This is a genomic window from Streptomyces sp. NPDC051567 (assembly GCF_044454165.1).
Lineage (GTDB): Bacteria > Actinomycetota > Actinomycetes > Streptomycetales > Streptomycetaceae > Streptomyces.
Genome location: NZ_JBITDK010000040.1, coordinates 1 through 26,806 on the forward strand (window position 1 = coordinate 1; position 26,806 = coordinate 26,806).

Annotated in this window: 21 protein-coding genes; 9 read left to right on the top strand and 12 right to left on the bottom strand. The window is 71.4% G+C overall.

Annotated elements, in window-relative coordinates; genetic code table 11:
- Positions 1-175: 175 nt before the first annotated feature.
- The gene (locus ACIA5F_RS28590) at positions 176-1,513 is read right to left on the bottom strand and encodes a nucleotide disphospho-sugar-binding domain-containing protein (RefSeq protein WP_399357910.1); all 1,338 of its coding nucleotides are present in this window, start codon (positions 1,511-1,513) and stop codon (positions 176-178) included.
- Positions 1,514-1,770: 257 nt separating this feature from the next.
- Here ACIA5F_RS28590 and ACIA5F_RS28595 point away from each other — a divergent pair, with 257 nt between their 5' ends.
- From ACIA5F_RS28595 to ACIA5F_RS28605, 3 genes are read left to right on the top strand one after another with little or no spacing between them, the layout of a single operon-like run.
- Positions 1,771-2,943, top strand: a complete 1,173-nt coding sequence (locus ACIA5F_RS28595) for a DegT/DnrJ/EryC1/StrS family aminotransferase (protein ID WP_399357912.1) — start codon at positions 1,771-1,773, stop codon at positions 2,941-2,943.
- A gap of 36 nt (positions 2,944-2,979) precedes the next feature.
- On the top strand, positions 2,980-3,711 hold the full coding sequence (locus ACIA5F_RS28600; protein ID WP_399357914.1) for a class I SAM-dependent methyltransferase: 732 nt from the start codon (positions 2,980-2,982) through the stop codon (positions 3,709-3,711).
- Complete coding sequence (locus tag ACIA5F_RS28605) at positions 3,708-4,328, top strand: dTDP-4-dehydrorhamnose 3,5-epimerase family protein (protein WP_399357916.1); 621 nt, start codon at positions 3,708-3,710, stop codon at positions 4,326-4,328. Before ACIA5F_RS28600 ends, ACIA5F_RS28605 begins: the two co-directional genes overlap by 4 nt.
- On the opposite strand, the gene ACIA5F_RS28610 is transcribed toward ACIA5F_RS28605, so the two are convergent.
- Together ACIA5F_RS28610 and ACIA5F_RS28615 are read right to left on the bottom strand one after the other, a co-directional pair.
- Positions 4,316-5,365, bottom strand: coding sequence for a Gfo/Idh/MocA family protein (locus ACIA5F_RS28610; protein ID WP_399357918.1), 1,050 nt, complete (start codon positions 5,363-5,365; stop codon positions 4,316-4,318). The genes ACIA5F_RS28605 and ACIA5F_RS28610 overlap by 13 nt on opposite strands.
- Complete coding sequence (locus ACIA5F_RS28615) at positions 5,362-6,750, bottom strand: NDP-hexose 2,3-dehydratase family protein (protein ID WP_399357920.1); 1,389 nt, start codon at positions 6,748-6,750, stop codon at positions 5,362-5,364. Before ACIA5F_RS28615 ends, ACIA5F_RS28610 begins: the two co-directional genes overlap by 4 nt.
- Positions 6,751-6,942: 192 nt before the next feature.
- Here ACIA5F_RS28615 and ACIA5F_RS28620 point away from each other — a divergent pair, with 192 nt between their 5' ends.
- Both ACIA5F_RS28620 and ACIA5F_RS28625 read left to right on the top strand, forming a co-directional pair.
- Positions 6,943-8,190: a methyltransferase domain-containing protein gene (locus ACIA5F_RS28620; RefSeq protein ID WP_399357922.1), complete on the top strand. Its 1,248-nt coding sequence runs from the start codon at positions 6,943-6,945 to the stop codon at positions 8,188-8,190.
- 107 nt (positions 8,191-8,297) lie between these two features.
- Positions 8,298-9,131 (top strand): SAM-dependent methyltransferase, encoded by an 834-nt coding sequence (locus tag ACIA5F_RS28625; protein ID WP_399357924.1) that lies wholly within the window; start codon positions 8,298-8,300, stop codon positions 9,129-9,131.
- A gap of 132 nt (positions 9,132-9,263) precedes the next feature.
- Here ACIA5F_RS28625 and ACIA5F_RS28630 read toward each other — a convergent pair whose 3' ends face one another.
- Positions 9,264-9,836: a dihydrofolate reductase family protein gene (locus ACIA5F_RS28630; RefSeq protein ID WP_399357926.1), complete on the bottom strand. Its 573-nt coding sequence runs from the start codon at positions 9,834-9,836 to the stop codon at positions 9,264-9,266.
- 267 nt (positions 9,837-10,103) lie between these two features.
- On the opposite strand from ACIA5F_RS28630, the gene ACIA5F_RS28635 reads away from it, so the two are divergent.
- Both ACIA5F_RS28635 and ACIA5F_RS28640 read left to right on the top strand, forming a co-directional pair.
- Complete coding sequence (locus ACIA5F_RS28635) at positions 10,104-10,376, top strand: phosphopantetheine-binding protein (RefSeq protein WP_399357928.1); 273 nt, start codon at positions 10,104-10,106, stop codon at positions 10,374-10,376.
- A 150-nt stretch (positions 10,377-10,526) separates the two neighbouring features.
- The gene (locus tag ACIA5F_RS28640) at positions 10,527-11,825 is read left to right on the top strand and encodes a cytochrome P450 (protein WP_399357930.1); all 1,299 of its coding nucleotides are present in this window, start codon (positions 10,527-10,529) and stop codon (positions 11,823-11,825) included.
- Positions 11,826-12,094: 269 nt separating this feature from the next.
- On the opposite strand, the gene ACIA5F_RS28645 is transcribed toward ACIA5F_RS28640, so the two are convergent.
- Together ACIA5F_RS28645 and ACIA5F_RS28650 are read right to left on the bottom strand one after the other, a co-directional pair.
- Positions 12,095-12,544 carry an SgcJ/EcaC family oxidoreductase gene (locus ACIA5F_RS28645; protein WP_399357932.1) on the bottom strand — a complete coding sequence of 150 codons (450 nt, stop codon included), beginning with the start codon at positions 12,542-12,544 and terminating at the stop codon, positions 12,095-12,097.
- A 67-nt stretch (positions 12,545-12,611) separates the two neighbouring features.
- Entirely contained in the window at positions 12,612-13,793 is a 1,182-nt protein-coding gene (locus ACIA5F_RS28650) for an acyl-CoA dehydrogenase family protein (RefSeq protein ID WP_399357967.1), read from the bottom strand.
- A 262-nt stretch (positions 13,794-14,055) separates the two neighbouring features.
- On the opposite strand from ACIA5F_RS28650, the gene ACIA5F_RS28655 reads away from it, so the two are divergent.
- Positions 14,056-15,621: a 4-hydroxyphenylacetate 3-hydroxylase family protein gene (locus tag ACIA5F_RS28655; RefSeq protein ID WP_399357969.1), complete on the top strand. Its 1,566-nt coding sequence runs from the start codon at positions 14,056-14,058 to the stop codon at positions 15,619-15,621.
- Positions 15,622-15,717: 96 nt separating this feature from the next.
- Here the strand turns inward: ACIA5F_RS28655 and ACIA5F_RS28660 are convergent, their stop codons facing one another.
- The 6 genes from ACIA5F_RS28660 to ACIA5F_RS28685 all read right to left on the bottom strand — a co-directional run bounded on the left by ACIA5F_RS28660 (position 15,718) and on the right by ACIA5F_RS28685 (position 24,305).
- Positions 15,718-17,076 carry a condensation domain-containing protein gene (locus ACIA5F_RS28660; protein WP_399357934.1) on the bottom strand — a complete coding sequence of 453 codons (1,359 nt, stop codon included), beginning with the start codon at positions 17,074-17,076 and terminating at the stop codon, positions 15,718-15,720.
- A 112-nt stretch (positions 17,077-17,188) separates the two neighbouring features.
- Positions 17,189-18,814 (bottom strand): tyrosine 2,3-aminomutase, encoded by a 1,626-nt coding sequence (gene cmdF, locus ACIA5F_RS28665; RefSeq protein WP_399357936.1) that lies wholly within the window; start codon positions 18,812-18,814, stop codon positions 17,189-17,191.
- Between the two features lie 66 nt (positions 18,815-18,880).
- Positions 18,881-20,554, bottom strand: coding sequence for an amino acid adenylation domain-containing protein (locus ACIA5F_RS28670; protein WP_399357939.1), 1,674 nt, complete (start codon positions 20,552-20,554; stop codon positions 18,881-18,883).
- Positions 20,555-20,586: 32 nt separating this feature from the next.
- On the bottom strand, positions 20,587-22,026 hold the full coding sequence (locus ACIA5F_RS28675) for an FAD-dependent oxidoreductase (protein ID WP_399357941.1): 1,440 nt from the start codon (positions 22,024-22,026) through the stop codon (positions 20,587-20,589).
- 44 nt (positions 22,027-22,070) lie between these two features.
- Entirely contained in the window at positions 22,071-23,309 is a 1,239-nt protein-coding gene (locus tag ACIA5F_RS28680) for an acyl-CoA dehydrogenase family protein (RefSeq protein WP_399357943.1), read from the bottom strand.
- 243 nt (positions 23,310-23,552) lie between these two features.
- The gene (locus ACIA5F_RS28685; RefSeq protein WP_399357945.1) at positions 23,553-24,305 is read right to left on the bottom strand and encodes an SDR family NAD(P)-dependent oxidoreductase; all 753 of its coding nucleotides are present in this window, start codon (positions 24,303-24,305) and stop codon (positions 23,553-23,555) included.
- 181 nt (positions 24,306-24,486) lie between these two features.
- On the opposite strand from ACIA5F_RS28685, the gene ACIA5F_RS28690 reads away from it, so the two are divergent.
- Positions 24,487-26,673: a molybdopterin-dependent oxidoreductase gene (locus tag ACIA5F_RS28690; RefSeq protein WP_399357947.1), complete on the top strand. Its 2,187-nt coding sequence runs from the start codon at positions 24,487-24,489 to the stop codon at positions 26,671-26,673.
- Positions 26,674-26,806 lie beyond the last annotated feature (133 nt).

Genomic DNA, 26,806 nt, shown 5'->3' on the forward strand with positions numbered 1-26,806 from the left:
GGGTCCCCCCGCGCGCCGCGCCGCCGCCCCCCGGCGCGCGGCCGCGCCCCCCCCCGGGCCCCCCCCCCGGGGGGGGGCGCCGGCCCCCCCCCCCCGGGGGGGGGGCCGGGGGCGCCCCCGCGCCCGGTTGCCGGCCACGAGGGCCGTGCGGGCCGTGCGGGCCGTGCGGGCCGGGTCAGGTCGCCGGCCGGTGTGTCGCGGCCAGCTTCTCCAGGTCCGCCACGATGTCGGCCGGGCCGGGCCTGGACAGCCACTCGCGGTGCAGGACCGCCGCGGCCTCCTTGCAGGCGGGCTCGGTCAGTACCTTGACGAGCTGTTCGCGGATCTCGGCCACGGACTGCTTCTGGTGGTCGAGGCGCGCACCGGCGCCGCGGGCGACGATGTAGTTCGACGACAGCCACGAGTCCAGGTGCCTGCCGCTGACGGTGAAGCCGAGGCTTTCGCCCTCCCCGGTGAAGGACACCCGCTGCGGCTCGTCCGTGTCCATGATCAGCTGCGGCAGGTTCGCGGCGTGCGCGGCCCAGAACGTCCCGCTGGAACCGTGGTGGATGACCGCATCGCACGTCGGCAGCAGTTGCCCCAGCGGCACGTAGTCGACCACGCGGACGTTGTCGGGGAGCGGCGGGGCGCCGTCGAGCTGGGCGGCGTCGAGGGTGGCCACGACCTCGATGTCGAGGCCGCCGACGGCCTCCATGAGCGCGGCGACGCGGCTGTCGCCCTTGTTGTACGCCCGGTTGGAGACGCCCAGGGTGAGCGCCACCCGGGGCCGCTCCGGCTTGGTGTACAGCCAGGACGGCAGTTCACCGCCGCCGTTGTAGGGCACCCATCGCACCGGGAGGGAGTCCACGGAGCGGGACAGCCGCATCTCCGCAGGCAACGGGTCGATGGTCAGTGCGCCGAGGAGGAGGTCGTCGTCGACCTCGACACCGTACTGCTCGGCCACCGGCCGGACGGCGGAGAGCAGCGGGTTCTCGCCCAGCTCCGCTCCCGCCGTCTCCTTGTGCGCCGCGTACTGGTCGATCGACCAGGCGCCGTAGTCCGGTCCGATGAGGATGCGCGCGTGAGCGGCACCGCAGGCGCGGGCCACCACACCGCCCACCGGGAACCAGGACTCCCACAGCACCAGGTCGGGCTTCCAGGCGCGGGCGAACTCCACCAGGCTGTCGATGTCCTGGCGCGGCTCGCGCGGGAGGTAGAAGCGGCAGGCGAAGACGTAGAACTGGTAGAAGACGTCCCAGTGGTCACGGTCCTCGGGGCGGATCGCGAGCAGCGAGGCGAGCCGCTCGCGCTCCTCGGCGTCGGGCAGCAGCCCGTGCTTGGCCCAGTTCTGCAGGGAGGGGGGCACGGCCTCTCCGCAGGAGACCGCGGTGAGCCCCGCGGCGATGATGTCGTCCGCGGCGCCGGGTGGCGCGGCGATGACGACCTCGTGCCCGGCGGCCTGTAGTGCCTGGGCGTAGGGAATGATCGGGTAGAGGTGGCAAATCTGTGGAAGTGCGGTCAGCATGACGCGCATGGAGGTCTCCCTCACCAGGAATTCTCGTCTGCCGCTCTCGGGAGTCCGAGGCTGAACCATCGTGTTTTCCGGCCGTGGCCGGGACAACTCCCTACATGCGCAATGTTCGTGGCCTGCTCGTGGGGCCGGTCCGCGCGTCCCCCACCGCACACCAGGAGATGCGTGGGCACGGCGAGGGCGGCCATGGTGAAGCGGCGTCACACCGCCCGTGTGGACGGCAGGAGCGCCCCGTCGCATCCGTCTGGAGGAGGACCGTCATGATCAATGTGTTTCAGCCCTCCCTGGGAGAGCGGGAGCTGGCAGAGGTCCGCAAGGTGTTCGACAGCAACTGGATCGGCCGCGGCTCGCGGGTGGACGCGTTCGAGCAGACCTTCGCCACGCGCCTGGGTGTCCCCGCCGAACGTGTGGTGTCCACCAATTCCTGTACCGAGGCGACCTTCATCGCCATGCAACTGCTCGGCGTCGGTCCGGGCAGTGAGGTGGTCCTGCCGACGGTGAGCTTCGTGGGCGCCGGCAACGCCGTGGCCGCCACGGGTGCCCGTCCCGTCTTCTGCGACGTGGACCCCCGGACGCTGAATCCGACGGTGGACCAGGTCCGCGAGTGCCTCACGCCCGCCACCAAGGCCGTCGTCGTCCTGCACTACGGCGGGGCGCCCGGCGATGTGGACAAGATCGCCGAGCTGTGCCGGGAGCGTGGTGTCCGTCTGGTCGAGGACGCCGCGAACGCCCAGGCGTCACGCATCGGCGACCGCGCCTGCGGAACCTTCGGCGACATCGGGGTGTGGAGCTTCGACCACGGCAAGATCGCCGTGTCGGTGGACGGCGGCATGCTCTGCGCCGCCGATCCCGAACTCGCCGAGCGCGCCCGCAAGCTGGCCTACTTCGGCCTGGAGCAGGTCAGCGGGTACACCGAGGCGCTGCGCCGCGACACCCGGTGGTGGGACTTCGAGATCTCCTCCTTCTCCCGGCGCTCGGTCACCAACGACGTGCTGGCCGCGATCGGCACCGTGCAGCTCGACCGTCTCGACGGGTTCGTGGCGCGGCGCCGGGAGGTGGCCGCGGCCTACGACACCCTGCTCGACGGGGTGCCCGGCCTCGCTCTCCCGCCCGCGCTGCCCGCGGGGCACCATTCGTCGTACTACCTGTACTGGGTCCAGATGGACCCGGCCATCCGGGACGCGGTCGCCAAGGACCTCTACGAGCGCGGGATCTACACCACCTTCCGTTATCCGCTGCTGCATCAGGTCTCGGCCTACGGCGCCGGGGACCTGCGGCTGCCGGGCGCCGAGCGGGCGTCGGCCGCGACCTTGTGCCTGCCGCTCCACCAGGGCCTCAGCGACGACGACGTCGAGCACGTGACCACTTCACTCATCGACGCCATGGCCTCGCGCCGGCCGGTCCGCCCCACCGCGGCCGTGCCGACGTCCTGAGCCGGACGCGTCACACCTCTGGGAGAGCTGAACCTCATGGCATACGGGCCGGACCACGCCGGGATCTACGATCTCGTCTTCCGCAGCCGCGGCAAGGACTTCGCCGCCGAGACCGAGGCGCTCACACAGCTGATCCGGTCCCGGTTCCCGGGGGCCGGATCTCTGCTCGACGTCGCCTGCGGGACCGGCGCCCATCTGGAAGCGTTCGGCGGCCACTTCGCCCGCACCGAGGGCCTGGAGTACGCCGAGGCCATGCGGCAGGCCGCGCTGGAGCGCCTGCCGGAGGTACCGGTGCACGCCGGGGACATGCGCCGCTTCGCCCTGGAGGGCGGTTTCGACGCGGTGACCTGTCTCGGCAACTCGGTGGCCTGCGTGGAGTCGGCCGCCGAGCTCGACGAGGCGATCGGCTGCATGGCGCGGCATCTCGTGCCCGGCGGGGTGCTGGTCGTCGAGCCGTGGTGGTTCCCGGACAACTTCATCGACGGGTACGTCGGCGGCCATGTGGCCCGTGAGGAGGGCCGGGTCGTCGCCCGGGTCACCCGGGCGACCCGGGTGGGCGACCGTACCCGGCACGAAGTGCGTTTCGTGGTGGCGGACTCCGAGGGCATGAGGGAGTTCAGCGATGTGCTCATGGTGGGCCTCTTCACCCGTGCCGCGTACGAGGAAGCCTTCGAGCGGGCCGGCTGCACGGTGGAGTTCGTTCCCCCGCTGAGCCTGGCGGACGGCCGTCCCAACAGCCCCGGGCTGTTCGTCGGAATCCGCAAGTGACCCCGGCGCCCCGGCCGCCGGACGCCTCGGGCGGGCCGGCGGTCGCGGGCGTGCGGCGGCTCGGTGTCCGGGGCGCCATGGAGTTCACCCCCCGGGTCTTTCGCGACGAGCGCGGGCTGACGGTCGTGCCCTTCCACGGGGAGCGGTTCCTCGGCGCCCACGGCGCCCCGCTCTTCCCGCCGGCCCAGACGCTGCTGAGCACCTCCCGGCGCGGTGTGCTGCGCGGTGTGCACTTCACCGCGACGCCGCCCGGGTGTGCCAAGTACGTGCACTGCGTACGGGGCGCGGCGCTGGACTTCGTCGTCGATCTGCGGGTGGGCTCGCCCACGTTCGGTGTCGTCGACACGGTGCTCCTGGACGCGGTGGACTTCCGTGCCGTGTATCTTCCGGCCGGTCTCGGCCATGCCTTCCTGGCGCTGGAGGACGACACGTCCGTGGCCTATCTGCTGTCCGCCCCCTACCGGGCCGAGCACGAGCTGGCGGTCTCGGCGCTCGATCCCCGGCTCGGCCTGGCGCTGCCCGGCGGTATCGATCCGGTCCTGTCCGGGCGCGACCTCGGCGCGCCCACGCTCGCCGAGGCCGCCGCCCGCGGCCTCCTGCCCGGCTACGCCGCCTGACGCGAGGCGGACGCGCCCGCTTCGGCGGGTGTCAGGGCGGACCGGTCGCGGGGCGGGCGGACCACGCCGGTGCTCCGGATGCGGTCCAGCAGGCCGGCCTGGAGCAGGGTGACCTCGTCCCTGGCCTCCGTGAGGGTGCCGCGGCGCCCTGAACGGACCTCCTGGGCGAACGCGGCGACCGTACGGGCCACCTGGTCGGCGGCGGGCAGCCGGATCTGCTCGGTGTCCGCGCCGCGGGACAGCCGCAGGACGGGACGGTGGTCACGGGGCGGGGTGAAGGCGTGCTCCAGGCCGATCCGGCCCTCGGAGCCGACCAGTTCGTAGGAGCTGCCGTAGCCGTGGTCCAGGCCGAAGGACAGTTGTGCGAGGACTCCCTCGGGTGTCGTGAGGAGGGCCGCGCCGGAGGTGTCCACGGTGAAGCCCCCGGCCCGGGTCAGGGCCGCGCCCACCACGGTGAGGCCGGGGCCGAGGAGGTGCAGGGCCGCCCGCACCGGGTACACCCCCGTGTCCAGCAGGGCTCCGCCACCCAGGTCGGACCGGTAGCGGATGTCGTCGGGCGGCAGTCTGGGCACCGTGAACCGTGCGTGGAACAGGCGTGGTGCGCCGATCGCGCCCGCGGTGACCAGCCGGCGCACCTCGGCGTGCTGGGGGTGGTGGACGAACATCACGTTCTCCATGAGCACCAGCCCCAGTGACCGGGCCAGCTCCAGCAGCCGGGCCGTGGACGGGGCGGACGAGGTCAGTGGTTTCTCCGCGAGGACGTGTTTGCCCGCCCGCAGGGCCGCTTCCACCCAGGTGGCGTGCAGGGCGGCCGGCAGGGGGATGTAGACCGCGTCGACGTCGTCGTCGTCCAGCAGTGGCTCGTAGCCCCGCACGGCACGGCATCCGTAGGTGCGGGCCAGGTCGGCGGCCGTCCGGGCGGACCGGCTGGCGACCGCGGCCACTTCGGTGCCGGGGCAGGAGGCGAGGGCGGGCAGCAGGCGGCGCCGGGCGATGCCCGCGGCGCCCATGACGCCGACCCGGACGGGTCGGGTCACAGGACGACCGCGCGCGTGGTGAGTGCCGAGAGCAGGGTGCGGGCCTGCACGTTGACGTAACCGCTGTGCCCCAGGAGCGTGTTGATCTGGTTCGGGGTGGCCCAGAAGAAACCGGGCGGCGGTTCGGCGGGGGCCTCGTGCGCACCGGCCTCCACGAAGAGGCAGCGGCTCCGGGCGCCGAGGAAGCGGCCCCCTTCCTCGGAGTGCACCACGTCGTAGAGCACCCGGCCGGGGGCGGCGTCGAGGACGGTGCGCAGGAACGGGGGCCGGGCGGCCTCCGGCAGATGGGCGTAGTTGCCCGGCGTCGCCTGGACGGTGGGGCCGAGCTCCACCGACGCCGCTCCGCCCTCGCCGTCCCGGGCGCGTACGAGCAGGTGGGGGACGCCTCCGAAGCGGCGCACGAGGAACGCCGTCACCCCTTGCCCGATCGGCTCGAAGAGCGGTTGGGACCACCGGCCGACCTCCCGGTTGCCGGCCTCCACCTGCACGGCCACCACACGGAAGTAGCGGCCTTCGGCGTGGTCGATCGCGTACTCGCCGCCGGTCCACCGCGCCACCCGGGCCAGCGGTGTCCGTTCGGCGCGCAGGGTGTGGCGGGCCGCCCGCTCATCGGTGAGCCAGGACAGCAGCCGCATGTCGGAGTGGAGTGCGCCATGGTCCGGGTCGCCGGTGGGCAGGCAGGCCAGGACGCTGCGCGTGTCCATGTTCACCAGGTTGTCCAGGCGGAGCAGGGCGCCGATCTGGGCGAGGGTGAACCAGCGGAAGTCCTGGTGCACGGGGATGTCCTCGTCGGTCTCCACGACGGTGTTGCGGTTGGCCTTGCGCAGGAACCAGGAACCGTGTTCGGACTGCAGGGAGTCGGTGAGGACCCGGCCGGGCCGCCGCCCGGTGAAGTGGTCGAGGTACGGGACGGCCGCTCCCCGGTGCATGCCGGTGTAGTTGCTGCGCGTGGCCTGGACGGTCGGTGACAGCTGCACCAGGCGTGGGTTTCCCGGTTCCATCTTGGCCTGCAGCAGGAAGTGGAGCACCCCGTCGAACTCTTTGGCCAGGATGCCGAGGATGCCGGCGTCGGGCTGCACGATGACGGGCTGCTGCCAGTGCGGTACGGGCCCGGGGGCGCCGGTGACGTGCAGCCCTTCGACCCTGAAGAACCCGCCGCTGCGGTGGGCCAGGTTTCCCGTGCCGGGTTCGAACGTCCAGCCGTCGAGCGCGTCGAACGGGATGCGGCCGACGTGGAAGCGGTGGGCGCGGCGGCGGTGGGCGTACCACCGGGGGAAGCGGTCCGTGGACAGGGGAGCGCCGCCGTGCACGGCCTCCGCGGATCTCGCGCACCGCCCGGCCACCGCGCTGTCCTCGCGGGCGCCGAGTGTGATCGCTGGTCCCATGTGGACGCTCCCCTGTCATCGGATGCGTCCGATTGTGGTGGCCGGACGGTTCGTGGCGCATCTCCTGCCGTGCGTGGGGAGCACGGCGCCCGACGAGGCCCGAAGTGGTCACAGCACCCTCAGAGATGACAGCGCCGGGGCGATGACACACGCTCGCTTTCTGGCATTGCGTGTTTCAGAGAGGTGACCGAGGTGACCGATTCCGCCGTACGACGCGCGACGTCCCCCTGCCGCATCTGCGGCGGCGGAGTGCGGGTGTGCCTGGACTTCGGGCGACAGCCCGTGTCCCAGGCGTTCGTGAGACCCGGCAGTACCGGTGTCGAACACTTCTTCCGGCTCGCCGTCGGGATCTGTGACGACTGTTCCATGGTGCAGCAGGTGGAGGAGGTGGACCGGGAGCGGATGTTCCACGCGGACTACCCGTACCGGGCCTCCGGCTCGTCCTTCGTCCGCGACCACTTCGCGCGGACGGCCCGGTACTACCTGGAGACCGAGCTCGCCGGACGTGACGACCCGTTCGTCGTGGAGATCGGGAGCAACGACGGCGTCATGCTGGAGACCGTCAGCGGGCAGGGGGTCCGGCACCTGGGTGTGGACCCGTCGCGGGGTGCCGCCGAGGCCGCCGCCGCGAAGGGGGTGCGCGTCCACGTCGCCTTCTTCGAGGAGGCGTCGGCGGCTGCCGTGCGCGCCTCCGACGGGCCGGCCGATCTCATCTTCTCCGCCAACACCACGAGCCACATCGCCGCCCTGGGCTCGGTTTTCCGCGGGGTGGAGACGCTCCTGTCCGACACCGGTGTGTTCGTCTTCGAGGACCGCTATCTCGGTGACATCGTCGAGCACACCTACTTCGACCAGGTCTACGACGAGCACTTCTACCTGTTCTCGGCCCACTCGGTGCGGAACCTGGCGGCCCGCTTCGGCCTGGAGCTGGTCGACGCGCAGCGGTTGCCGATGCACGGTGGCTCGGTGCGGTACACCGTGGCCAGGCCCGGGGTCCGTTCCCCGTCCGCCGCGCTGGAGGAGCTGGTGGCCCAGGAGCGGAAGGCCGGGCTGGACGGGCCCGAGCCGCTGCTGCGCTTCGCCGCCGCCGCCGAGCGCACCCGTACCGATCTGACGGAACTGCTGTACCGGCTGCGGGCGCAGGGCCGTACCGTCGCGGCGTACGGAGCCACGGCCAAGAGCGCGACGGTGAACAACTACTGCGGCATCGGCCCCGATCTGGTGTCGTACGTGTGCGACTCCACGCCCGAGAAGCACTGGCTGCTCACTCCCGGGACGCACATCCCCGTGGTGCCGTCCGAGACCTTCGCGGAGCCCTATCCCGACTACGCGCTGCTGTTCGCGTGGAACCACGCCGAGGAGATCATGGCCAAGGAACGCCGCTTCACCGAGCAGGGGGGGCGCTGGATCCTCTACGTACCCGACGTCCACATCGTGTGACCCGGCGGGCGGGCGTCCCGTCGAAGGTGCGTCCCCGCCGTACGACATCCCCGTGCTGGGCCCGTGTCCGGGCTCAGCGCTGTCCAGCCAAGGTGAATCGAGGATTCATGAGCACGGACCAGGCCGTTCCGACGGTCGAGGACACCAACAACTACTACGAGATCGCCAACCAGCTCGTCGTCGAGTTGTGGGACGAGAACTTCCACATGGGTTACTGGCACTCGGAGGAGGACGACAGTTCCAACCGGGTCGCCGCCGACCGGATGACGGACCTGGTGATCGAGAGGTCCGGACTCGGCGGCGGTGGCCGGATGCTGGACATCGGGTGCGGCATCGGGCTGCCGGCCTTCCGGGCCGCCGCGGTCACGCCGGCCGAGATCGTCGGTGTGTCCAACAACATGGCCCAGATCGACGAGGCCGGCCGCCGGTCCGCCGAGCTGGGGCTCGCCGACCGGGTCACGTTCGCGTACGCCGACGCGCTGGCGCTGCCCTACGCGGACGACTCCTTCGACGTCGTCTGGTCCTTCGAGACGCTGCCCCACCTGGACCGTCCGGCCGCCTACGCCGAGATGCTCCGGGTGCTGCGCCCCGGCGGGCGGGTGGTCGTCACCGACCACCTGCTGGCCGCTCCGCTCACCGGGAAGCACAAGGAGATGGTGGACCGCTTCACGGAGGAGATGCAGGCCACTCCGCGGCTGCCGCTCGACGAGCACCGCCGCCTGATCCTCGACGCCGGTTTCGAGCTGGACGAACTGACCGACATCAGCCTCCACACCGGCCGGACGGCCGTGCGGGTGACCGAGGCCGTCGACCGGCGGTTCGACGAGCTGGTGGGCCGCTACGGTGAGGGGATCGCCCCGATGCTGGAGGTCTTCCGCGCCCCGGTGGGGGTGCTGCCGGAGATGGGCTATCTGATCGCGGTCGCGCGCAAGGCCGCATGAGACCTTGCGGGGTGCCGGACAGCACACTGCCGGAAACCGGTTCCCGGTTTCCGGCAGTGTGCTGTCCGGCCGCAAGGGCCGCAAGGGCTCCAGGCGGTCCGGGGGCTGCGGCCCGGCCGCGTCAGGACCGTTTCAGGACCGTTTCAGGACACGGAACCGGAGGTGGGTGGCGGTGGCGGTGTCCAGGGTCTCCGTACGTTCGAGCCGGACCGGACCGCCGAGGTGCGCGAAGAGCGGGGTGCCGCTGCCGAGGAGCACCGGCGCGACGTGCAGGGAGAGTTCGTCCACCAGGCCGGCGTTCAGGGCCTGCTGGATCACGCCGGCGCCGCCCATCACATGGACCTTCTTGGGGCCCGCGGCGGCCACCGCCCGGCTGATCGCCTCCTCGATGCCGCCGGTGACGAAGGTGAAGACCGTCGCGCCCTTGGTGACCGTCGGGTGCGGGCGGTGGGTGAGGACGAAGACCGGCATCCCGTAGAAGCCGTCGTCCCCCCAGCCGTCGGTGTCCTCGTACACCGTGCGGCTGGTGACGACGGCTCCGGCCGGGCCGAACAGGACGTCGTCGAGGATCTTTCCGCGGTCGCCCTCCGACAGCCAGCCGTGCAGGATCTCACCGCCCTCCCCCAGCCCCGGGTACTGGTCGAGGTGCGGGCCGGTGATGAATCCGTCCACCGACATCGAGATGTTCACTTCCACGCGTGCCATGTGTCTCGCCTCGTTCCGTCTCGTCTCCGGGTCGTCCCGCGTGTGCCAAGAGTGCGTGGTGCGCCCGGCGCGGGCCCGGCCGACATGGCGAGGTAGCGTTGCGGGCCGCCGTCCCGGGGGAACTGAGCAACGGGGAAGAACCGGGCGGAGCGAGGGGGGCGAAGCCGTGCGGCGGCCCGCAATCCAGGAGATGCCCCCCGCCGGGCCGGGTGTGACGCTGAGGCGATGAACGTCGGCGGACCGATACTGGCGAAGGAGCCTTCCCCCATGAACGGCAATCTTGTGGAGCCCGTGAGCCTCTCGCTGATCGAGGAGAAAGTGGCCGGGATCTGGGCCGATGTGCTCGGTCAGGGGGGCTCCGCGGACGCGGATGTCACGTTCTTCGAGGCGGGAGGGGAGTCGATCGCGGCGGTCCGCATGGTGGCGCGGGTCGAGGAGGAGCTGGACGTCCTCGTCGACATCGGCGACATCTTCGAGGAGGACCCGACCCTGTCGTCGTTCATCCGCACCGTCGCCGGGAAGGCCGGCGTCACCGTCTAGTGCTGTGACAGCACCGGCTCTGTGGCCGGTTCTGTGGCCGGTCCGTTCGGCACAGGCCCAGGACCGTCGAGGTCCGCAAGAAGCAGGACCCAAGGTCCAGGCCCGGCGCCCGCGTACGCCGACAGCCCTCCGCTCCGCGCTGTCGGGCCGATGCACGACCCACTGTCGATCCATGACTCCCGGGAGTACTCCGTGGAACAACGCTGCCCCGTCGCCCTCGACCCCACCGGCCGGGACCTGCACGCCGAGGCCGCCGGGCTGCGCGCTCAGGGCCGCGCCGTCCAGGTGGAACTCCCCGGCGGTGTCGTCGCCTGGTCGATCAACGACTACGCGGGCGTGCGGAAGGTACTGACCGACCCGAAGGTCACCAAGAGCGCCCGCAACCACTGGCCCAAGTTCATCAACGGCGAGATACCTCCCAACTGGGAGATGATCAGCTGGATCGCCATGGACAACATGGTCACCGCGTACGGCAAGAACCACCTGCGGCTGCGCAGGCTGGTCGGCAAGGCGTTCTCGCCGCGGCGCACCGAGGCCATCCGGCCGCGCATCGTCGAGCTCACCGAGCAGTTGGTGGGCGCGCTGGAGAGCGTGGAACCGGGCGAAGTGGTGGACCTGCGGGAGCGGTTCGCCTATCCGCTGCCGGCGATGCTGGTCGCCGACCTCATCGGGATGTCCGAGAACGCCCGCGCCAAGACGGCGAAGGTCATCGACATGATGGTGGACACCACCGTCACGCCCGAGCAGGCCCAGTCGGTGCTGCAGGACTGGCGCGGGGCGATGGAGGAACTGGTCGCCGAGAAGCGGGCGACGCCGGGCGAGGACATCACCAGCGACCTGATCGCCGCGCGCGACGAGGACGGTTCGCGGCTGTCCGAGGCGGAGCTGACGGACACCATCTTCGCGATCCTCGGTGCGGGCTCGGAGACCACGATCAACTTCTTCGACAACGCCATCACGGCGTTGCTCACCCATCCCGAGCAGCGTGCCCTGGTCACCTCCGGGGCGGCTTCCTGGGACGACGTGATCGACGAGACGCTGCGCGTCGAGTCGCCGCTGGCGCACCTGCCGCTGCGCTACGCCGTGGAGGACATCGAGCTGGACGGGGTGACGATCCCGCAGGGCGACCCGATCCTCGTCAACTACAGTGCGGTGGGCCGTGACCCCGCGGTGCACGGTGAGAGCGCCTGCGCCTTCGATGTCACGCGTGCCGACAAGGAGCACCTGTCGTTCGGTGTCGGCCCGCACTACTGCCTGGGCGCGGGCGTGGCCCGGCTGGTGGCGAAGATCGGCCTGTCGACCCTGTTCGAGCGGTTCCCCGACCTGTCGCTGGCCGTGGAGAAGGGGGAGCTGCAGCCGCTCCCGACCTTCATCATGAACGGTCACCGGTCGCTCCCGGTGCGGTTGACGGCCCCGGTGCCCGCGGTCGCGGTCGCCGTCACCGTCTGACCGGCCCCGTACGTACGACACCGCGCCCCCGGCTTCCCAGGAAGCCGGGGGCGCGGTCGGTGTGCCCGTGCTCCCGCGCGGGAGCACGGCGACGGGGCCTCCCCGGTACGGCCCGGACGGGATGCGCGCCCACGAGCCGCCGGGAGGCCCCGTCCTGGCGTTCCGGCCGACAGGGGAGCACCGGGGGGGGAGCACCGGCCGGAACCCGTGAGAGCCCGCGTACCTCCCGGCCGGGAGGTACGCGGGCTCTCGGGTGCGTCTCCTCGTCGTCAGGCGGCGTCGCGGGGGCTGTTCTGGTAGGCGGCGAGCAGCCATTCGCCGTCCTGCTTGCTGATGACCCAGGTGGACCGGACGGCGCGGGCGTCGGAGACCTCGGTCTCCCCGGGGCCGAGGATGCCGCCCTGGGTGATGACCAGGGCCACGTCGGGGCGGATGAAGTTCAGGGCGAGGGGCTGGCCGACGACCTGGGTGCCCTTGAAGGGGCCCTGGAAGGCGGCGGTCATGAACTCCTCGATCGTGTCCCGGCCGCTGCGGTAGGTGCCCGGCAGGATCATGCTGCCCCCGGGGGTGAAGACCTGCGCGAAGGCGGTGGCGTCGTACGAGGCCCAGGCCGCGACGATACGCCCCGGAACGGCGGCGACGGCCGCCCTGTCGGCGTCGGTGACGGTGGCGTCGGTGACGGTGGCGTCGGTGACGGTCGTGGTGGTTGCGGCGGTCATGGTGCTCCCTTGTCCGTGGGCTGGGCTGATGGCGGGCGGTGCGCCCCGGTGGGGGCGCACCGGGGAATCAGATGTAGAGCGTGTTGGGTTCGAGCCCGCACAGCACCCGGCCGTACAGCTCGGTGTTGGTGTCGGGGTGCATCAGCGCGTGCAGGTTGACCGCCTGGACATCGCGGGAGATCCGCTGGATCGGTACGTCCAGGTAGATCGACGAGCCGCCGCTGGCCGTCTGGAAGATGTCCACGGCCTCCTTGGCGAGGCGGCAGACGGCGCCGAGGTCGGCGCGGGCCCGGACCCGCTCCTGGAGCGTCCACGGCGCTTCGCCGGCGGCCTTGGAGTCGACCAGGTCGGCCAGACGCAGGGCGTGGAACTCGGCCTGGTCGGTCTTGAGGGTGGCCTCGGCGACCTGAAGGTGCGTCAGCGGGGCCTCGCGCTGGGAGGCGTAGTCGGTGTAGGTGATCTTGCGGTCGGGCAGCCGCTCGAAGAACGCCTCGCCGGCGGCCCTGGCGAGGCCGAGGACGGCTCCGACGGAGGAGGCGGAGGCTACGGGCAGCAGCGGCGGCCGGTGCAGCGGTGAGCCGGCGGCGGCCTGCGAGGCGCCGCCCTGGCCCTGTACGACGACGGGCAGGGGCAGGACCCGCTCGGCGGGCACGAAGACGTTCTGCGCGACGGTGGTGACGCTGCCGGTGCCCTTGAGGCCCGCGGTGTGCCAGTCGTCGACGACGGTGAGGTCGGCCATGGGCACGAGGGCCATCACCGGCATCGCGCCCCCGGGCGTGGGCTGGATGGCGACGACGACCTGCCAGTGGGCGTGCAGCGCGCCGCTGATGAACTTCCACTGACCGTTGACGACGACACCGCCGTCGACGGGGGCGGCCATGCCGCCCGGGCTCAGCGTTCCGCAGATCCGTACGCCCGGGGTGGCGAACACCTCGTCCTGGACCGGGTCGGGGAAGAGCCCGGCCATCCAGCCCGGAATCCAGTAGACGGAGGCGGTCCACGCCGTGGACCCGTCGGCGCGGCCGAGCTCGGAAGCCACCTCGACCATGGTGCGGGCGTCGCTCTCGAAGCCGCCGTGCCGGGCCGGCAGCCTCATCCGGAAGATGCCTGCGTCGGCCAGGGCCTCGATCGACTCGTCGTGAATGCGCCGGTTCTCCTCCGCCCAGGCCGCGTGCTTCCGCAACAGCGGGCGCAGTTCGGCTGCGCGGTGAACGAGCTGTTCCCGCGTCGGCACGTCGGTTGTCAACACCATGTCCTCCTGGAAATACGCACCACCACGACCGGCCCGGAAATGGGCGGACCGTAGTACTCACGACCGACCGTCGCAGTCCTCTCGGAGCACCTGCATCTTCTGGATTGCGCCTTGTGGGCGGTTGTGGGCGGTCGGCCGGTGTGTCCGGTGACCCCGCAATATCAAAGACGCCCGCCGGGGTGGTGGCTGCGACCATGGAGGCCGTATTGCCCTTGCCGACAAGGAAACGGGACGAAAACTGATGACCGAGCGTCAGGATATGCCCGCAGGCCCTGCTGAGGAGCGGCGGAAAACCCGTCCGTTGACAGGGGACGAGTACATCGAGAGCCTGCGCGACGACCGTGAGATCTATCTGTACGGCGAGCGCGTCAAGGACGTCACCACGCATCCGGCGTTCCGCAATCCGATCCGGATGACGGCGCGGCTGTACGACGCTCTCCACGACCCGGCCCGGCGGGGCGTCCTGACCCGGCCCACCGACACCGGGAGCGACGGCTGGACCCACAGCTTCTTCAGGACCCCGCGCAGCGCCGAGGACCTCGTCGCCGACCAGCAGGCGATCGCCGGCTGGGCGCGGATGAGTTACGGATGGATGGGGCGCAGCCCGGACTACAAGGCCTCGTTCCTCGGGACGCTGGGGGCGAACTCCGACTACTACGACCCTTACGGGGACAACGCGCGGCGCTGGTACCAGGAGTCGCAGGAGAAGGTCCTGTTCTGGAACCACGCGATCGTGCATCCCCCGGTCGACCGCAACCGGTCGCCCGACGAGGTGAAGGACGTCTTCATCCACGTCGAGAAGGAGACCGACGCGGGTCTCGTCGTCAGCGGGGCCAAGGTGGTCGCCACCGGCAGCGCGCTGGCCCACTACAACTTCATCGCGCACTTCGGGCTGCCCGTCAAGAAGCGCGAGTTCGCGCTGGTGGCTACGGTGCCGATGGACGCGCCGGGGATGAAGCTGATCTGCCGTCCCTCCTACAGCGCGACGGCGACGGTCATGGGCAGCCCGTTCGACTACCCGCTCTCCTCACGGCTGGACGAGAACGACACGATCCTGGTCCTGGACAAGGTTCTCATTCCCTGGGAGAACGTGTTCATCTACGGCCATCTGGGAAAGATACAGACCTTCGCGGCCCGTTCCGGTTTTGTGGAGCGTTTCACCTTCCACGGATGTACCCGGCTGGCCGTGAAGCTGGAATTCATCGCGGGTCTGCTGATCAAGGCACTGGAAATCACCGGGACGAATGATTTCCGCGGGGTGCAGAGCCGGGTCGGCGAGGTGCTGGCCTGGCGGAATCTCTTCTGGGCCTTCTCCGACGCGGCTGCCCGGAACCCGGTGGAGTGGAGGAACGGTGCGGTGCTGCCCAATCCGCAGTACGGCATGGCCTACCGGTGGTTCATGCAGATCGGCTACCCGCGGATCAAGGAGATCATCCAGCAGGACGTCGCGAGCGGGCTGATCTACGTGAACTCCAGCGCGGAGGACTTCAAGAATCCCGAGGTCCGGCCGTACCTGGACAAGTACCTGCGCGGTTCGCAGGGCACGGAGGCCGTCGACCGGGTGAAGCTGATGAAGCTGCTGTGGGACGCGACCGGCACCGAGTTCGGTGGCCGGCACGAGCTCTACGAGCGCAACTACGCGGGCAACCACGAGAACACCCGGGTCGAGCTGCTGTTCTCGCAGATGGCCAACGGGCAGGTCGACAACTACAAGGCGTTCGTCGACGAGTGCCTGGGCGAGTACGACCTGGACGGCTGGACCGTACCGGACCTGTCCTCGTTCGACGAGCTGCGCGAGACCAGGAACGGCCTGTTCGGCATCTGAGCACCTGACACACCTGAGCACCCGAGCACCTGACAGACGGAAGCGCCGGCCGGAATGTCCCGGCCGGCGCTTCCGTGTGCCGGGTGCTCCCGGGTGTCAGGCGGCCCGGGGGCCGGCGCTCCGGAGCGGGGCGTCGGGGGCGCCGACGGCCTCGCGGAGCTGGTCGCGGAAGTCCTCGGCGAGGCGTCGCATCGTCTCGTCGCGGTAGATGTTGGTGTTGTAGCCCAGGTACCCGGCCATCTCGCCGGTCGTGGGATCGACGGCGAGCTGGATCATCGCGCCGTCCGGGATGTCGGTGCTCACGGGCTGGGACAGCACCCGGCTGCGGATCTCGGAGTACTCCAGGTTGCCGGCGGGCTCGCGCTGCGCCGCGGCGAACTGGAACACCTGGAAGGCGAAGACGCCGAGGTCGTCCGCGGCGAACGAGGCGGCCACCTCGGGTGCTTCGGCGACCATCTGGCCGAACGGCAGTTCGTTGGCGTACGCCTTGAAGCAGGTCGCGCGGGTCCGCTCGATCACCTCGCGGAACGTCGCGCAGTCGGCGATGCCGGTCCGCAGCGGCACGAAGTTGAAGAACGCGCCCACCGTGTCCTGGAAGCGGGCCGGTCCGCGGCCGGACACCATGGTGGGCACGGTGACGTCGCTGACGCCGGTCCGCTCGCGCAGGAGGAGCTGGTAGGCGGAGAGCAGGACCATGAAGGCCGTGCTCCGGGTGGATCTGGCGAGCTCCAGGGTGGCGGTGGTCAGCTCGGCGTCGATGAGGAAGCGGTGCACGGCGGTCGTCTTGGGCAGTCCCGCGGACTTGGGGTGGTCCGTGGGGATGCCGGTGATCTGTCCGCCCGCGAGCTTCTCACGCCAGTACGCACGTGCCTTGACCGCGGCCGGGGTGTCGGGGGCGAACCGCTCCCGCTCCCAGACGGCGAACTCCTGGAACTGCGCCGGCTCGGGAAGCGCGGGCGCCGGGCGTCCGCTGCGCAGCGCGTAGCGGGCGGCGAGGTCACGCATGATCAGCTGCATGGAGATCTCGTCGGCCGCCGTGTGGTGGGCGGTGAGGACGAGCACGGCGTCCTGTTCGTCGAACCGGCCGAGGACCGCCCGCAGCAGCGGCAGCTGGGTGACCCCGTAGAGCCCGCCCTCGACCTCGATGATCAGCTCCTCGGCACGGCGGTCGCGGCCGTCGGCGTCCGGCAGCGGCAGCTCGCGTATCTCCAGGCTCACCGGGCCGGGCGGCCGGATGTCCTGGCGCTGGCCGTCGGGGCTGCGCACGATGGAGGTGCGCAGTCCTTCGTGGCGCACGACGACGTCGTCCAGGGCTTCCTGGAGGGCGTCCGTGTCGATCTTTCCGTACAGCCGCCAGCCTCCGACGATGTTGTACCGGGGGCCGAACGGCCCCTCCTCGTCGCCCTGGTCGAACATGCACAGGAATTCCTGATTGAACGAGAGCGGAATGCTCATGGGGTCCCCAAAGAAGGTCTGCGGCGGGATACGGGAAAAGGGGGCCGCACAGCGGCCCGGAGCTGATCCGGGCCGCTGTGCGGTGGTTTCGTGGGCGGGCCGGCGACGGCTGTCAGCGCAGCTCGGTGCCGCTCTGCGTGGCGGCTTCGAGCAGCTCGCCCCGGGACAGCGCGGCTGCCATCAGCTCGATGTCGTCGGACATGAAGCGGTCGCGGTCCAGGGTGGGGACCAGGGAGCGGATCTTGTCGTACGCGGCCTTGCCGGCCGGGCTGAGCCGGTCGTAGCGGCCGGACAGGTCGATCGCCTGGGCGGCGGCGAGGCTCTCCACCGCGAGGATGTAGCTGTTGTTCTGCAGGACCCGGCGGGCGTTGCGGGTGGCGATCAGGCCCATGCTGACGACGTCCTGGTTGTCGCCGTTGGAGGGCACGCTCTGGGTGCTGGCCGGGCCGATGGTGCGGTTCTCCGCGACCAGGGCGGTCGCCGGGTACTGCGCTCCGGCGAAGCCGCTGTTGAGGCCCGGGTCGCCCTTGACGAGGAACTCGGGCAGCCCGTCGCTGAGGTGCCGGTTGAGCAGCCGGTTGGTGCGGCGCTCGGAGAAGACGCCCAGCTGGGTCAGGGCGATCATGGCGTAGTCCATGGCGAACGCGATCGGCTGGCCGTGGAAGTTCGCCCCGTGGAAGATCTCCTTGCCCTCGAAGAACAGCGGGTTGTCGTTGGAGGAGTTGAGCTCGATCTCCAGCTTCTGCCGGGCGTGGTAGAGGGTGTCGCGGACCGCGCCGACGACCTGCGGGATCGCCCGCAGGGTGTAGGCCTTCTGGAGGTAGACCTCCGTGCGGTCCACGCCCTCGCCGGTCTTCTGCTCCTGGGCCTGGCGGCGCAGCTCGGCGTGTTCCAGGGCCAGGCCGCTGCCCTTGAGCAGGGCGCGCATGTTGGCCGCGGTGTCGATCTGGCCCTGGTGCGGGCGGGCCAGGTCGTGGCCCTCCGCCTGGAAGGGGCTGGTGGAGCCCTGGAGGGCTTCGAGGACGAGGGCGGTGATGATCTCGGCCTGCTGCACCTGCTCGAAGGCCCGGCCCACGACGAGGGAGCCGACGCCGGTCATCGCGGAGGTGCCGTTGATCAGCGCCAGGCCCTCCTTGAAACGCAGCTGGAGCGGCTCGATGCCGTGCCGGCGGAGCACCGCGCCGGTCTCGGTGCGGACGCCGTCCTGGAGGACGTAGCCCTCGCCGATGAGCGAGGTGGCGATGTGGGAGAGCGGTGCCAGGTCGCCGCTCGCGCCGAGCGAGCCGATCTCCGGGATCGCCGGGGTGATGCCCAGGTTGAGGTAGAGGGCGAGGCGTTCCAGCAGTTCGGGGCGGACGGCGGAGTAGCCGCGGGCGAGGGCGTTGAGGCGGGCGGCCAGGACCGCGCGCGCCTCGTCCTCGGCGAACAGCGGTCCGACACCGGCGCTGTGGCTGCGCACCAGGTTGGTCTGTAGCTCCACCTCCTTGGAGGTGGGCACGAGCATGTAGATCATCTCGCCGTAGCCGGTGGTGACCCCGTAGACGGGCTCGCCGGTGCGGACGATGTCCTCGAACACCCGGCGGCTGTTCGCGGCCTTGGCCAGCGCCTCCGGGGCCACCGTGACGGGTGCCTGGTGCTCCGCAACCCGCCGTACCGCGGGGATGTCCAGGTTCTCTCCGTCGAATTGGACAGTTGCCCCGTCGGAATCGACCGAGAGTTCGGCCTCGACAATGGTCACGATTCTCACCTCATCATTGGTTCGGTAGCACTTGGGTAATTCAGGGGGCGGAGCACAGGGAGCCGTTCACCCCGGGGCCTGGTCCAGGGCCACCAGTGAGCGGCGGTCGACCTTCCCTCCGACGTTTCGCGGCAGCGCGGTCAGCGTTCTGAAGGCGACGGGAAGCATGGATTTTCCGAACCTGCGGCGCAGTACGGCCCGCCACAGGGCGGAGGTGCCGGCGGGCAGCCCCTCCCGGGAGGGTGCGGGCACCACGTACGCGATCAGGCGCGACACCAGTGCGTCCGGACCGGTGTGGGCGACGACGGCGCAGTCGGTCACCGACTCGTCGGCGGCCAGGGCCGCTTCGATGTCGGTCAGCTCCATGCGCACGCCGTAGAACTTGATCCGGGAGTCGCCGCGGCCGGCGAACTCCAGTACCCCGTCCCGGCGCAGTCGGCCGAGGTCCCCGGAGCGGTAGTAGCGGCCGTCCGCCGGGCCGGCGCCGAAGGGCTCGTCCACCGGGCGGAACGCGTCGTCGTGCTGCCCCTTGCCACCGGTGTAGCCGGGGGTGATGTAGGGGCTGTGCACCACGATACTGCCCGTGGTTCCGGGTGGACATGGGCGATCGTGCTCGTCCAGGACCAGAATCCGGCGGCCGGGAACGGGCAGCCCGGCCGGGACCGTCTGCGGCTGCGGGCCGCTGATCTCGTGCCAGGTCGCCAGGATCGTCTCGGTGGCACCGTACAGGTTGACCATCCGGACGCCGGGGAGGGCCGTGCGCAGCCCGTTGGCCAGTTCGCCGTGGAGGGGTTCGCCGGCCAGCAGGAGGTGGCCGAGCGCGGTGGGGCGGAGCCCTGTGGTGCCGATCGCGCCCAGCAGGGCCCGGCCGAAGCTCGGGACGGTCTGGAAGTGGGTGATGCGCCGCGCGACCAGCCAGGCGGCCAGCTTCTCCGGGTGGGCCCTGATCCGGTCGGGCACCGGGCACAGGGTGGCGCCGGAGGCGAGGGCCGCGAACATCTCCACGAGACTCGCGTCGTAGCCGGGCGAGGCCCACTGCGCGACCCGTGACCCCGGGCCGATGCGGAACTCCCGGGCGAACCAGCCGACGAACTGGGCGAGGGTCCGGTGGGTCTGCGGGATGCCCTTGGGCGTTCCGGTGGAGCCCGAGGTGTGGGTCAGGTAGGCCCACGGGTCGCCCGGCCCGCCGGGGTGCGGCGGCTCCTCCCCCGTACCCGGTACGGGGGTGAGGGCGGCGGGTTCGAGGACCTGGCCGCCGCACTGCTCCCGGTACCAGGCGGGCAGGGTGTCGTCCGCGCCGACGGGATCGGTGAGCAGGCACAGGGGTGCGGCGGCGGTCAGGGCCTCCCGGTCGCGGTCGCCCGCCCTGCCCGGGTTCAGGCAGACGGCGTACGCGCCCGCGGCGAAGGTGCCGAGGAGGGCGGCGGCCCGGTCCGGTCCGTTCGCCATCCGCACCGCGACGGGGGCGCCCGGGCCGACGCCCCTCGCCCGCAGTTCCCTGGTGACGGCCGCTGCCCGGGCCTGGAGCCCCGCGTAGTCGAGGGAGGTGTCGTCGGTGGCGACGGCCACCGTGCCCGGGGCGGTGCGGGCCACCGCGCGCACCGCCTCGTGGACCGGTCCGCGGGTGGTGAGGGGCCGGCCGCGGGAGGCGCGGGGCGGGGCGGCGGCCCGGGTGCCCCCGTCGCGGGGCGGTGGCGCCGCCCCGACGACGGCCACGGGTACCACGGTTGTCCCGGTCACGCCTGCTCCCTTCGTCGTCCCGGTGGGGGTGGTCAGCTCGCGACGAGGTCCTTGCGGGACCGGTCGCCGTCCGCTCCCGGACGTACCGGGACGGGACGGGGCCGCTGAGGGGGCTGCTGCCCCGTCAGGGTGCCCACCAGGCCGCGGGCGGTGTTCCACAGGACCCGTGCCACCAGTGCGGGCTTCATCAGCGAGTCGGGGCGCTCGACCAGACCGGCGGCCTTCATGTAGGCGGCGGTGACCTCGCCGTCCAGGACGGCGGCCTTCTGCACGAGCTTCAGGTAGATCTGCCCGACGCGGACCTGTGCCGTGCGCTCGCCCTGTACCCCGGCGAAGCCGAGGTCGACCATGTTGGTCATCTCCCACGGCGGGTCGATGACGTCGTGGGAGAGGTCACGGAAGTACTGCATCGGCTGCGGGGAGGCACCGGTGTGCAGGTGGTCGCGGATGGTCAGGGCGCACAGCGCGGCGACCGTCATGCCCTGGGCGTAGATCGGGTTGAAGCAGGTGACCGCGTCACCGGTGACGAGCAGACCGTCCGGGAAGCGGTCGAGCTTCTCGTAGTGGCGGCGCAGCGTGGTCGGGAAGCGGAACGCGACGGGCTCGTCCAGCGGTTCGGCGTGCTGGAGTGCCTGGTGGATGTCCGGGACGGCCAGCGTGCCGGTCCAGTCGTACAGGCCCTGCTGGTCGATCGGCGGGTGGTCGCCGAGCAGCCCGTACGTGGTCAGCTCGACGCGGTCGCCGTCGGTCTTGGTGAAGATGGCGCCGCGCGGTACCTCGGGTGAGGCGGCCGGGTTGATGGAGAGGTCGCCGTCGTAGGGGTCGGCGAGCAGCCGGTAGTGCTGGGTCACATAGCCCAGGCCGATCTTCTTGCGCTCCTCCTCGACCCGGGCGTAGCCCAGTTCCTCCAGCCAGACGGGGGTGCGTGAGCCGCGGCCCGTGGCGTCGACGACCAGGTCGGCGGCGATGACCTCCTCGGTGTCGGTACCGACCCGCTGAACGCGGGCGCCGGTGATCCGGCCTCGGTCGGGGGTGGTCTCCAGGCCGAGGATGTCGTGCTCCTCGGCGAAGGAGACGTTGGCCAGGGCAGCGGTACGCTCGCGTATGTGGCGCTCCAGCATGGGACGGCTGGCGGCCACGCAGACCAGGCCGGCGCTCTGCTGCTTGAGCTGCTTGCCGTTGAAGTACCAGCGGACGTTGCCCGCCAGGTCACCCGTGGGCACGCCGTCCGCGAAGAGTTCCTCGGTGATGCCCGGGTACAGCTCCTCCATGACCTCCTGGCCGCGGGCCAGCAGGCCGTTGATGTGCCGGCCCTGGGGGGCGCTGCGCCGGTGGCCGTCCACCCCCACGAGCACATCACGGTCGACTATGAGCACTTCGTCGTAGGCATCGGCGAGCACTCTGGCGGCGAACAGGCCGGCAATGCTGCCGCCGAGTACCACCGCACGAGTGCCGGTCTTGTCACCCGTCACGGGTACCTCCTGAGAACGTTCGGATGGGTCAGGGAAAGCGGCGGTCAGGCACCGGAGAACCGGGCCTTGGCGTACTCCCGGTTCGCGTGGGCGTTCAGGAACACGGCGATGCCGGCGTGGCTGTGCTGCATGGAGAGGTCCCGCCAGATGCGTTCCATGCGCTCGCCACTGCGGATCGCGCTCGATCCGGCGGTCGGGTAGAGGTGTGCTTCCACGGCGCGGCGGCTCATGCGGACCACTTCGCGGCAGATCGTGACGATGCGCAGTTCGCGTTCGGCCGTGAACGCCTGCGGGCCTTCGTCCGCGGCCTCGTGCCACTGGCGGATCGCCTGGAGGAAGGCGGCCTCGGCGGTGGCGATGAGCCCGGCGGCCTCGCCGTACCAGAACTGGAAGTCCGGGTCCTCGGTACGGCTGACGACGGGCGGGAAGATGGTCCGGCGGGAGCGCATCAGCTCCTCGTAGGTGTCCAGCGCGCCCTGCGCCATGCCGATGGCGAGTGCGGCGTCCTCCAGGACCATGACGCTCAGCGGTCCACCGCCGTACATCGGGTTGCCGTGCAGGGCCAGGCCCGGGGTGCCTGCGGTGACCGTGACCTGGCTCATGTGCAGGGGCAGTGTGCACCGGTCGGGGACGTGGGCGCCCTCGATGGTGATGCTGTGCGATCCGCTGCCCTTGAGGCCGAGTTGCTGTCCCCAGTCGTCCAGGACCCGGAACTGGCTGCGCGGTGCGATGAACATCATCGGGTACGGGTCGGCCCCGTCCTCGGGGAAGACCAGGGTGTGGCCGACGAAGTGGGTGGCGTAGGGCGCGCCGGAGGAGTAGTTCCAGGTGCCGCTGATCACCCAGCCCCCGTCGGGCGACCGCTCCGCGGTACCGCTGGGTGCGACGGTCGCGGGACAGATGAAGTCGCCGCCGGCGAAGACCTCGTCCTGGGTCTCCTCGTCGAAGAGCGTCGCCACCGCGTGCGCGTGGGCGGCGCCCAGACAGAACATCCAGCCCGTGGAGGGGCACCCCCGGGTGAGTGCCATGACCACCCGCATGAAGGTGTCGATGCCGAACTCGTAGCCGCCGTACCGGCGGGGTACGAGGATGCGGTAGAAGCCCGCCGCCGTGAACTCCTCGTGGGTGTCCTGGGCGTAGAAGGTCCGTTCCTCCGTCTCGGCCTGGCGGGCGATCAGGGATGCCGCGACGGCCTCGGCGCGGGCGACGATCTCGTCCGGGGTGATACCGGGTTCGGGCGGAGTACGAAGGTCCTGTCCAAGAACGTGGGCGGTCACTGTCATTGCTTCGCGCATCCCTTTCTGAGGACGGGGCTCCACCGTCGGGCCACGTCGTCCCGTCATGTCACTGCGTCGTTCCGCCGGTCCGCGCGGGCCGGCGGTTCCTCTCCCGCGGTCCGGTCGCGCGTTTCCGGCGACCTGCCTGGCAGGAGCGTCACAGCGGCCCCGCCGTCGCGCATCTCCTCGATTGCGGAGCGGCCCGTCGGCCCGCGCGGGGCCGGTCCGTCCTGGAGCGGTCCGGACGGGTCAGCTGGGCACGGATGCGGCCAGGCCGCCGTCGACCACGATCTCCTGGCCCGTGATGTACGAGGACCTGGGCGAGAGCAGGAAGGCCACGGCGTCGGCGACCTCGTCGGCGGCGCCGAAACGCCCCAGGGCCACCTGGCCGCGGAAGTACTCCCGCACCGGCTCCACCGGGGCCACCGCGTGGAACATCTCCGTGGCGATGTGACCGGGCGTGACGGCGTTGACGCGGATGCCCCGGTCGGCCAGGTCCGGGGCGAGCGTGCGGGGCAGGTTGAGGAGCGCGGCCTTGCTGGCCGCGTACACCGAGCCGGCGCCCATGCCGCGGTGCACCAGCCAGGAGGCGTTGAGGACCACCGAAGCGCCTTCGGCGAGCAGCGGCAGCGCCTTCTGCACGGTGAAGAACGCGCCCTTGAAGTTGACGGAGACGACCTGGTCGAAGGCCTCTTCGGTCACGTCGGCGGTCCGGGCGTTGTACCCGATGCCGGCGTTGGCGAAGATCCCGTCCAGGCTGCCGAACCTCTCCTTCACCTGTGCGTACACCGCGTCGAGGTCGGCGAGGCGTGACACGTCGGCCGCCACGGTGAGGACCCGGTCGCCCGCGTCCAGTTCCTTGGCCGCGGTGTCGAGCCGCTCGGCGTCGCGTCCCACGAGCACCACGTTCGCGCCCTCGGCCACGAGTCGCCTGGCCGTGGCCAGTCCGATGCCGCTGCCGCCACCGGTGATCAGTACGGTCTTGCCGTCGAAGTCAGTCATGCGGCCAGATTCGGGTCCGGCGCGCGCGTCCCGCATCTCCCGGATTGCGGTCTGTATCCGTCTGAGCTGCGCACACGTGGAGATGCGGGGCGGGTCGCGGTGGTGAGACCGTCTCATGATCCCGGCCCGGTCCGTCGGCGCCTGCCCGGCGTGCCTCCCGTCCACGATCCCTGGAGTCGAGTTGCGCACCGTGCACCGCACCTGCCCCATCTGTGACGCCGTTTGCGGGCTGCGGCTCGAACTCGCCGACGACGACCGGGTGCTGAGCGTCAGGGGTGACACCGAAGATCCCCTGTCCAAGGGCTACATCTGCCCCAAGGGCGCGAGCCTGGGGCAGATCGACGAAGATCCCGACCGGCTGAGCCGGCCGATGATCCGTACGGGCGACACCTGGCGCGAGGTCGGCTGGGACGAGGCGTTCGCGGCGGTGGAGCGCGGCCTCATGGGGGTCGTCGAGGCCCACGGCCGGCAGGCGCTCGCCTCGTACTTCGGCAACCCCACCTTCCACACCATGGCCGGAATCCTCTACCGCGGGCCGCTGGCGCAGTCGCTCGGCACCACCAACCTGTTCAGCGCGAGCTCCATCGACCAGATCCCCAAGCACGTCGCGAGCGGCCTGATGTTCGGCAGCGCCACCGCGATCGGGGTGCCCGACCTGGACCGTACCGACTTCCTGCTCGTGCTCGGCGCCAATCCGATGGAGTCGCACGGTTCGCTGTGCGCCGCCCCCGACTTCCCCGGAAGGCTGCGCGCGCTGCGCCGCCGAGGCGGCCGTATCGTCGTGGTCGATCCGCGCCGCACCCGCACGGCCGCCATCGCCGACGACCACCTGTTCGTCCGGCCGGGCACCGATGCCCTGCTGCTGTTCGCCCTGGTGCGGACGCTGCTCGTGGAGGGCCTCACCGACGTGCGGGTCCCGGTCGAGGGGCTGGCACGGCTGCGCGAGTACGCCGCCGCCTTCACCCCGGACGCGGTGGCGCCGGTGTGCGGGATCGGCGCCGAGCGCATCGTGGCGCTGGCCCGCGAGCTGGCCGCCGCGCCGACCGCGGCCGTGTACACCCGCATGGGCACCTGCACCGCCGACTTCGGCACCCTGACCCAGTGGCTCGTGGACGTGCTCAACGTCCTGACCGGAAACCTCGACCGGCCGGGCGGGGTCATGTTCCCCAAGCCCGCCACGATGGAGGTGCCCTGGGGGCCGCGGCCGTTCACCATGGGCCGCTGGCACAGCAGGGTGCGCGAACTCCCCGAGGCGCTCGGTGAACTCCCGCTCGCCACCCTCGCCGACGAGATCACCACCCCGGGCGAGGGCCAGGTGCGGGCGCTGGTGACGGTGGCCGGGAACCCCGTCCTGTCCGCGCCGAACGGTCCCCGGCTGGGCGACGCGCTCGGCGGCCTCGACTTCATGGTGTCCGTCGACCCCTATCTGAACGAGACGACCCGGCACGCGCACGTGATCCTGCCGCCGCCGCGCATCCTGCAGATGCCGCACTACGACCTGCTGCTGCTCACGGTCACGGTGCGCAATTACACCCGGTTCTCGCCGCCTGCCCTTCCCCTGGAGCCGGGTCAGGTGTCCGAGGCCGAGATCATGGCCAGGCTCGCCCTGATCGCCGCCGGGCAGGGCGCGGACGCCGATCCGGCGCAGCTGGAGGAGATGATCCTGGGGCAGATCCTCGGCGGCGGGGTGCAGATCCCCGGTTCACCCGTCGAGGGCCAGGACGTGGCCGCGCTGCGGGCGGGCCTCACCGGCGAGAGCGGTCCGGAACTGATTCTGGACGCCCTGCTCAAGTGCGGCCCCTACGGACTCTCCCTGGACACGCTGCGCGAGCATCCGCACGGCATGGACCTCGGTCCTCTGCTGCCCAGGCTGGCCGAGGTGCTGCACACCGAGGACGCGCGGGTACGGCTGGCCCACCCCGGGCTCGACGCCGAGATAGGGCGGCTGGGCGAACGGCTGGACCGGTCCGCTCCGGACACCGTCCTGATCGGGCGGCGCCAGCTGCGTTCCAACAACAGCTGGCTGCACAATGTGCGAGGTCTGGTCGGCGGCAGCAACCAGTGCACGCTGCACGTCCACCCCGACGACGTCGCACGGCTCGGGCTCGGCGAGTGGGCCGAGGTCACGTCGGCCGCCGGCGAACTCGTCGTACCGGTGCAGGCCACCGATTCGATCATGCCGGGGGTGGTGAGCCTGCCGCACGGCTGGGGGCACCAGGGTTCGTCCCAGCGGGTCGCCGCCCGACACGCCGGCTTCAACGCCAACGCCCTGACCGACGAGACGGTCATCGACGCGCTGTCGGGCAACGCGGTGTTCAACGGCGTGCCGGTCGTCGTCGGGCCCGCGGCGGCGCCGGCCGGCGGCTGAGCACACCTGTCGCCACCGGCCGGCACGTACTTCGGCCCGGTGGCCCGGGGGGGTGACCCCCCCGGGCCCCGGGGCGCAGGTACGGGCCGGGCGGGCGGGCCCCGGCGCGCGGGCGGGGGACGGGCGGCGCGCG

Coding starts and splice junctions, on each gene's coding strand:
- ACIA5F_RS28590 (WP_399357910.1), bottom strand. CDS start 1,513: ATGCGCGTCATGCTGACCGCACTTCCACAGATTTGCCACCTCTACCCG.
- ACIA5F_RS28595 (WP_399357912.1), top strand. CDS start 1,771: ATGATCAATGTGTTTCAGCCCTCCCTGGGAGAGCGGGAGCTGGCAGAG.
- ACIA5F_RS28600 (WP_399357914.1), top strand. CDS start 2,980: ATGGCATACGGGCCGGACCACGCCGGGATCTACGATCTCGTCTTCCGC.
- ACIA5F_RS28615 (WP_399357920.1), bottom strand. CDS start 6,750: ATGGGACCAGCGATCACACTCGGCGCCCGCGAGGACAGCGCGGTGGCC.
- ACIA5F_RS28625 (WP_399357924.1), top strand. CDS start 8,298: ATGAGCACGGACCAGGCCGTTCCGACGGTCGAGGACACCAACAACTAC.
- ACIA5F_RS28630 (WP_399357926.1), bottom strand. CDS start 9,836: ATGGCACGCGTGGAAGTGAACATCTCGATGTCGGTGGACGGATTCATC.
- ACIA5F_RS28635 (WP_399357928.1), top strand. CDS start 10,104: ATGAACGGCAATCTTGTGGAGCCCGTGAGCCTCTCGCTGATCGAGGAG.
- ACIA5F_RS28640 (WP_399357930.1), top strand. CDS start 10,527: ATGCACGACCCACTGTCGATCCATGACTCCCGGGAGTACTCCGTGGAA.
- ACIA5F_RS28645 (WP_399357932.1), bottom strand. CDS start 12,544: ATGACCGCCGCAACCACCACGACCGTCACCGACGCCACCGTCACCGAC.
- ACIA5F_RS28655 (WP_399357969.1), top strand. CDS start 14,056: ATGCCCGCAGGCCCTGCTGAGGAGCGGCGGAAAACCCGTCCGTTGACA.
- ACIA5F_RS28660 (WP_399357934.1), bottom strand. CDS start 17,076: ATGAGCATTCCGCTCTCGTTCAATCAGGAATTCCTGTGCATGTTCGAC.
- ACIA5F_RS28680 (WP_399357943.1), bottom strand. CDS start 23,309: ATGACAGTGACCGCCCACGTTCTTGGACAGGACCTTCGTACTCCGCCC.
- ACIA5F_RS28685 (WP_399357945.1), bottom strand. CDS start 24,305: ATGACTGACTTCGACGGCAAGACCGTACTGATCACCGGTGGCGGCAGC.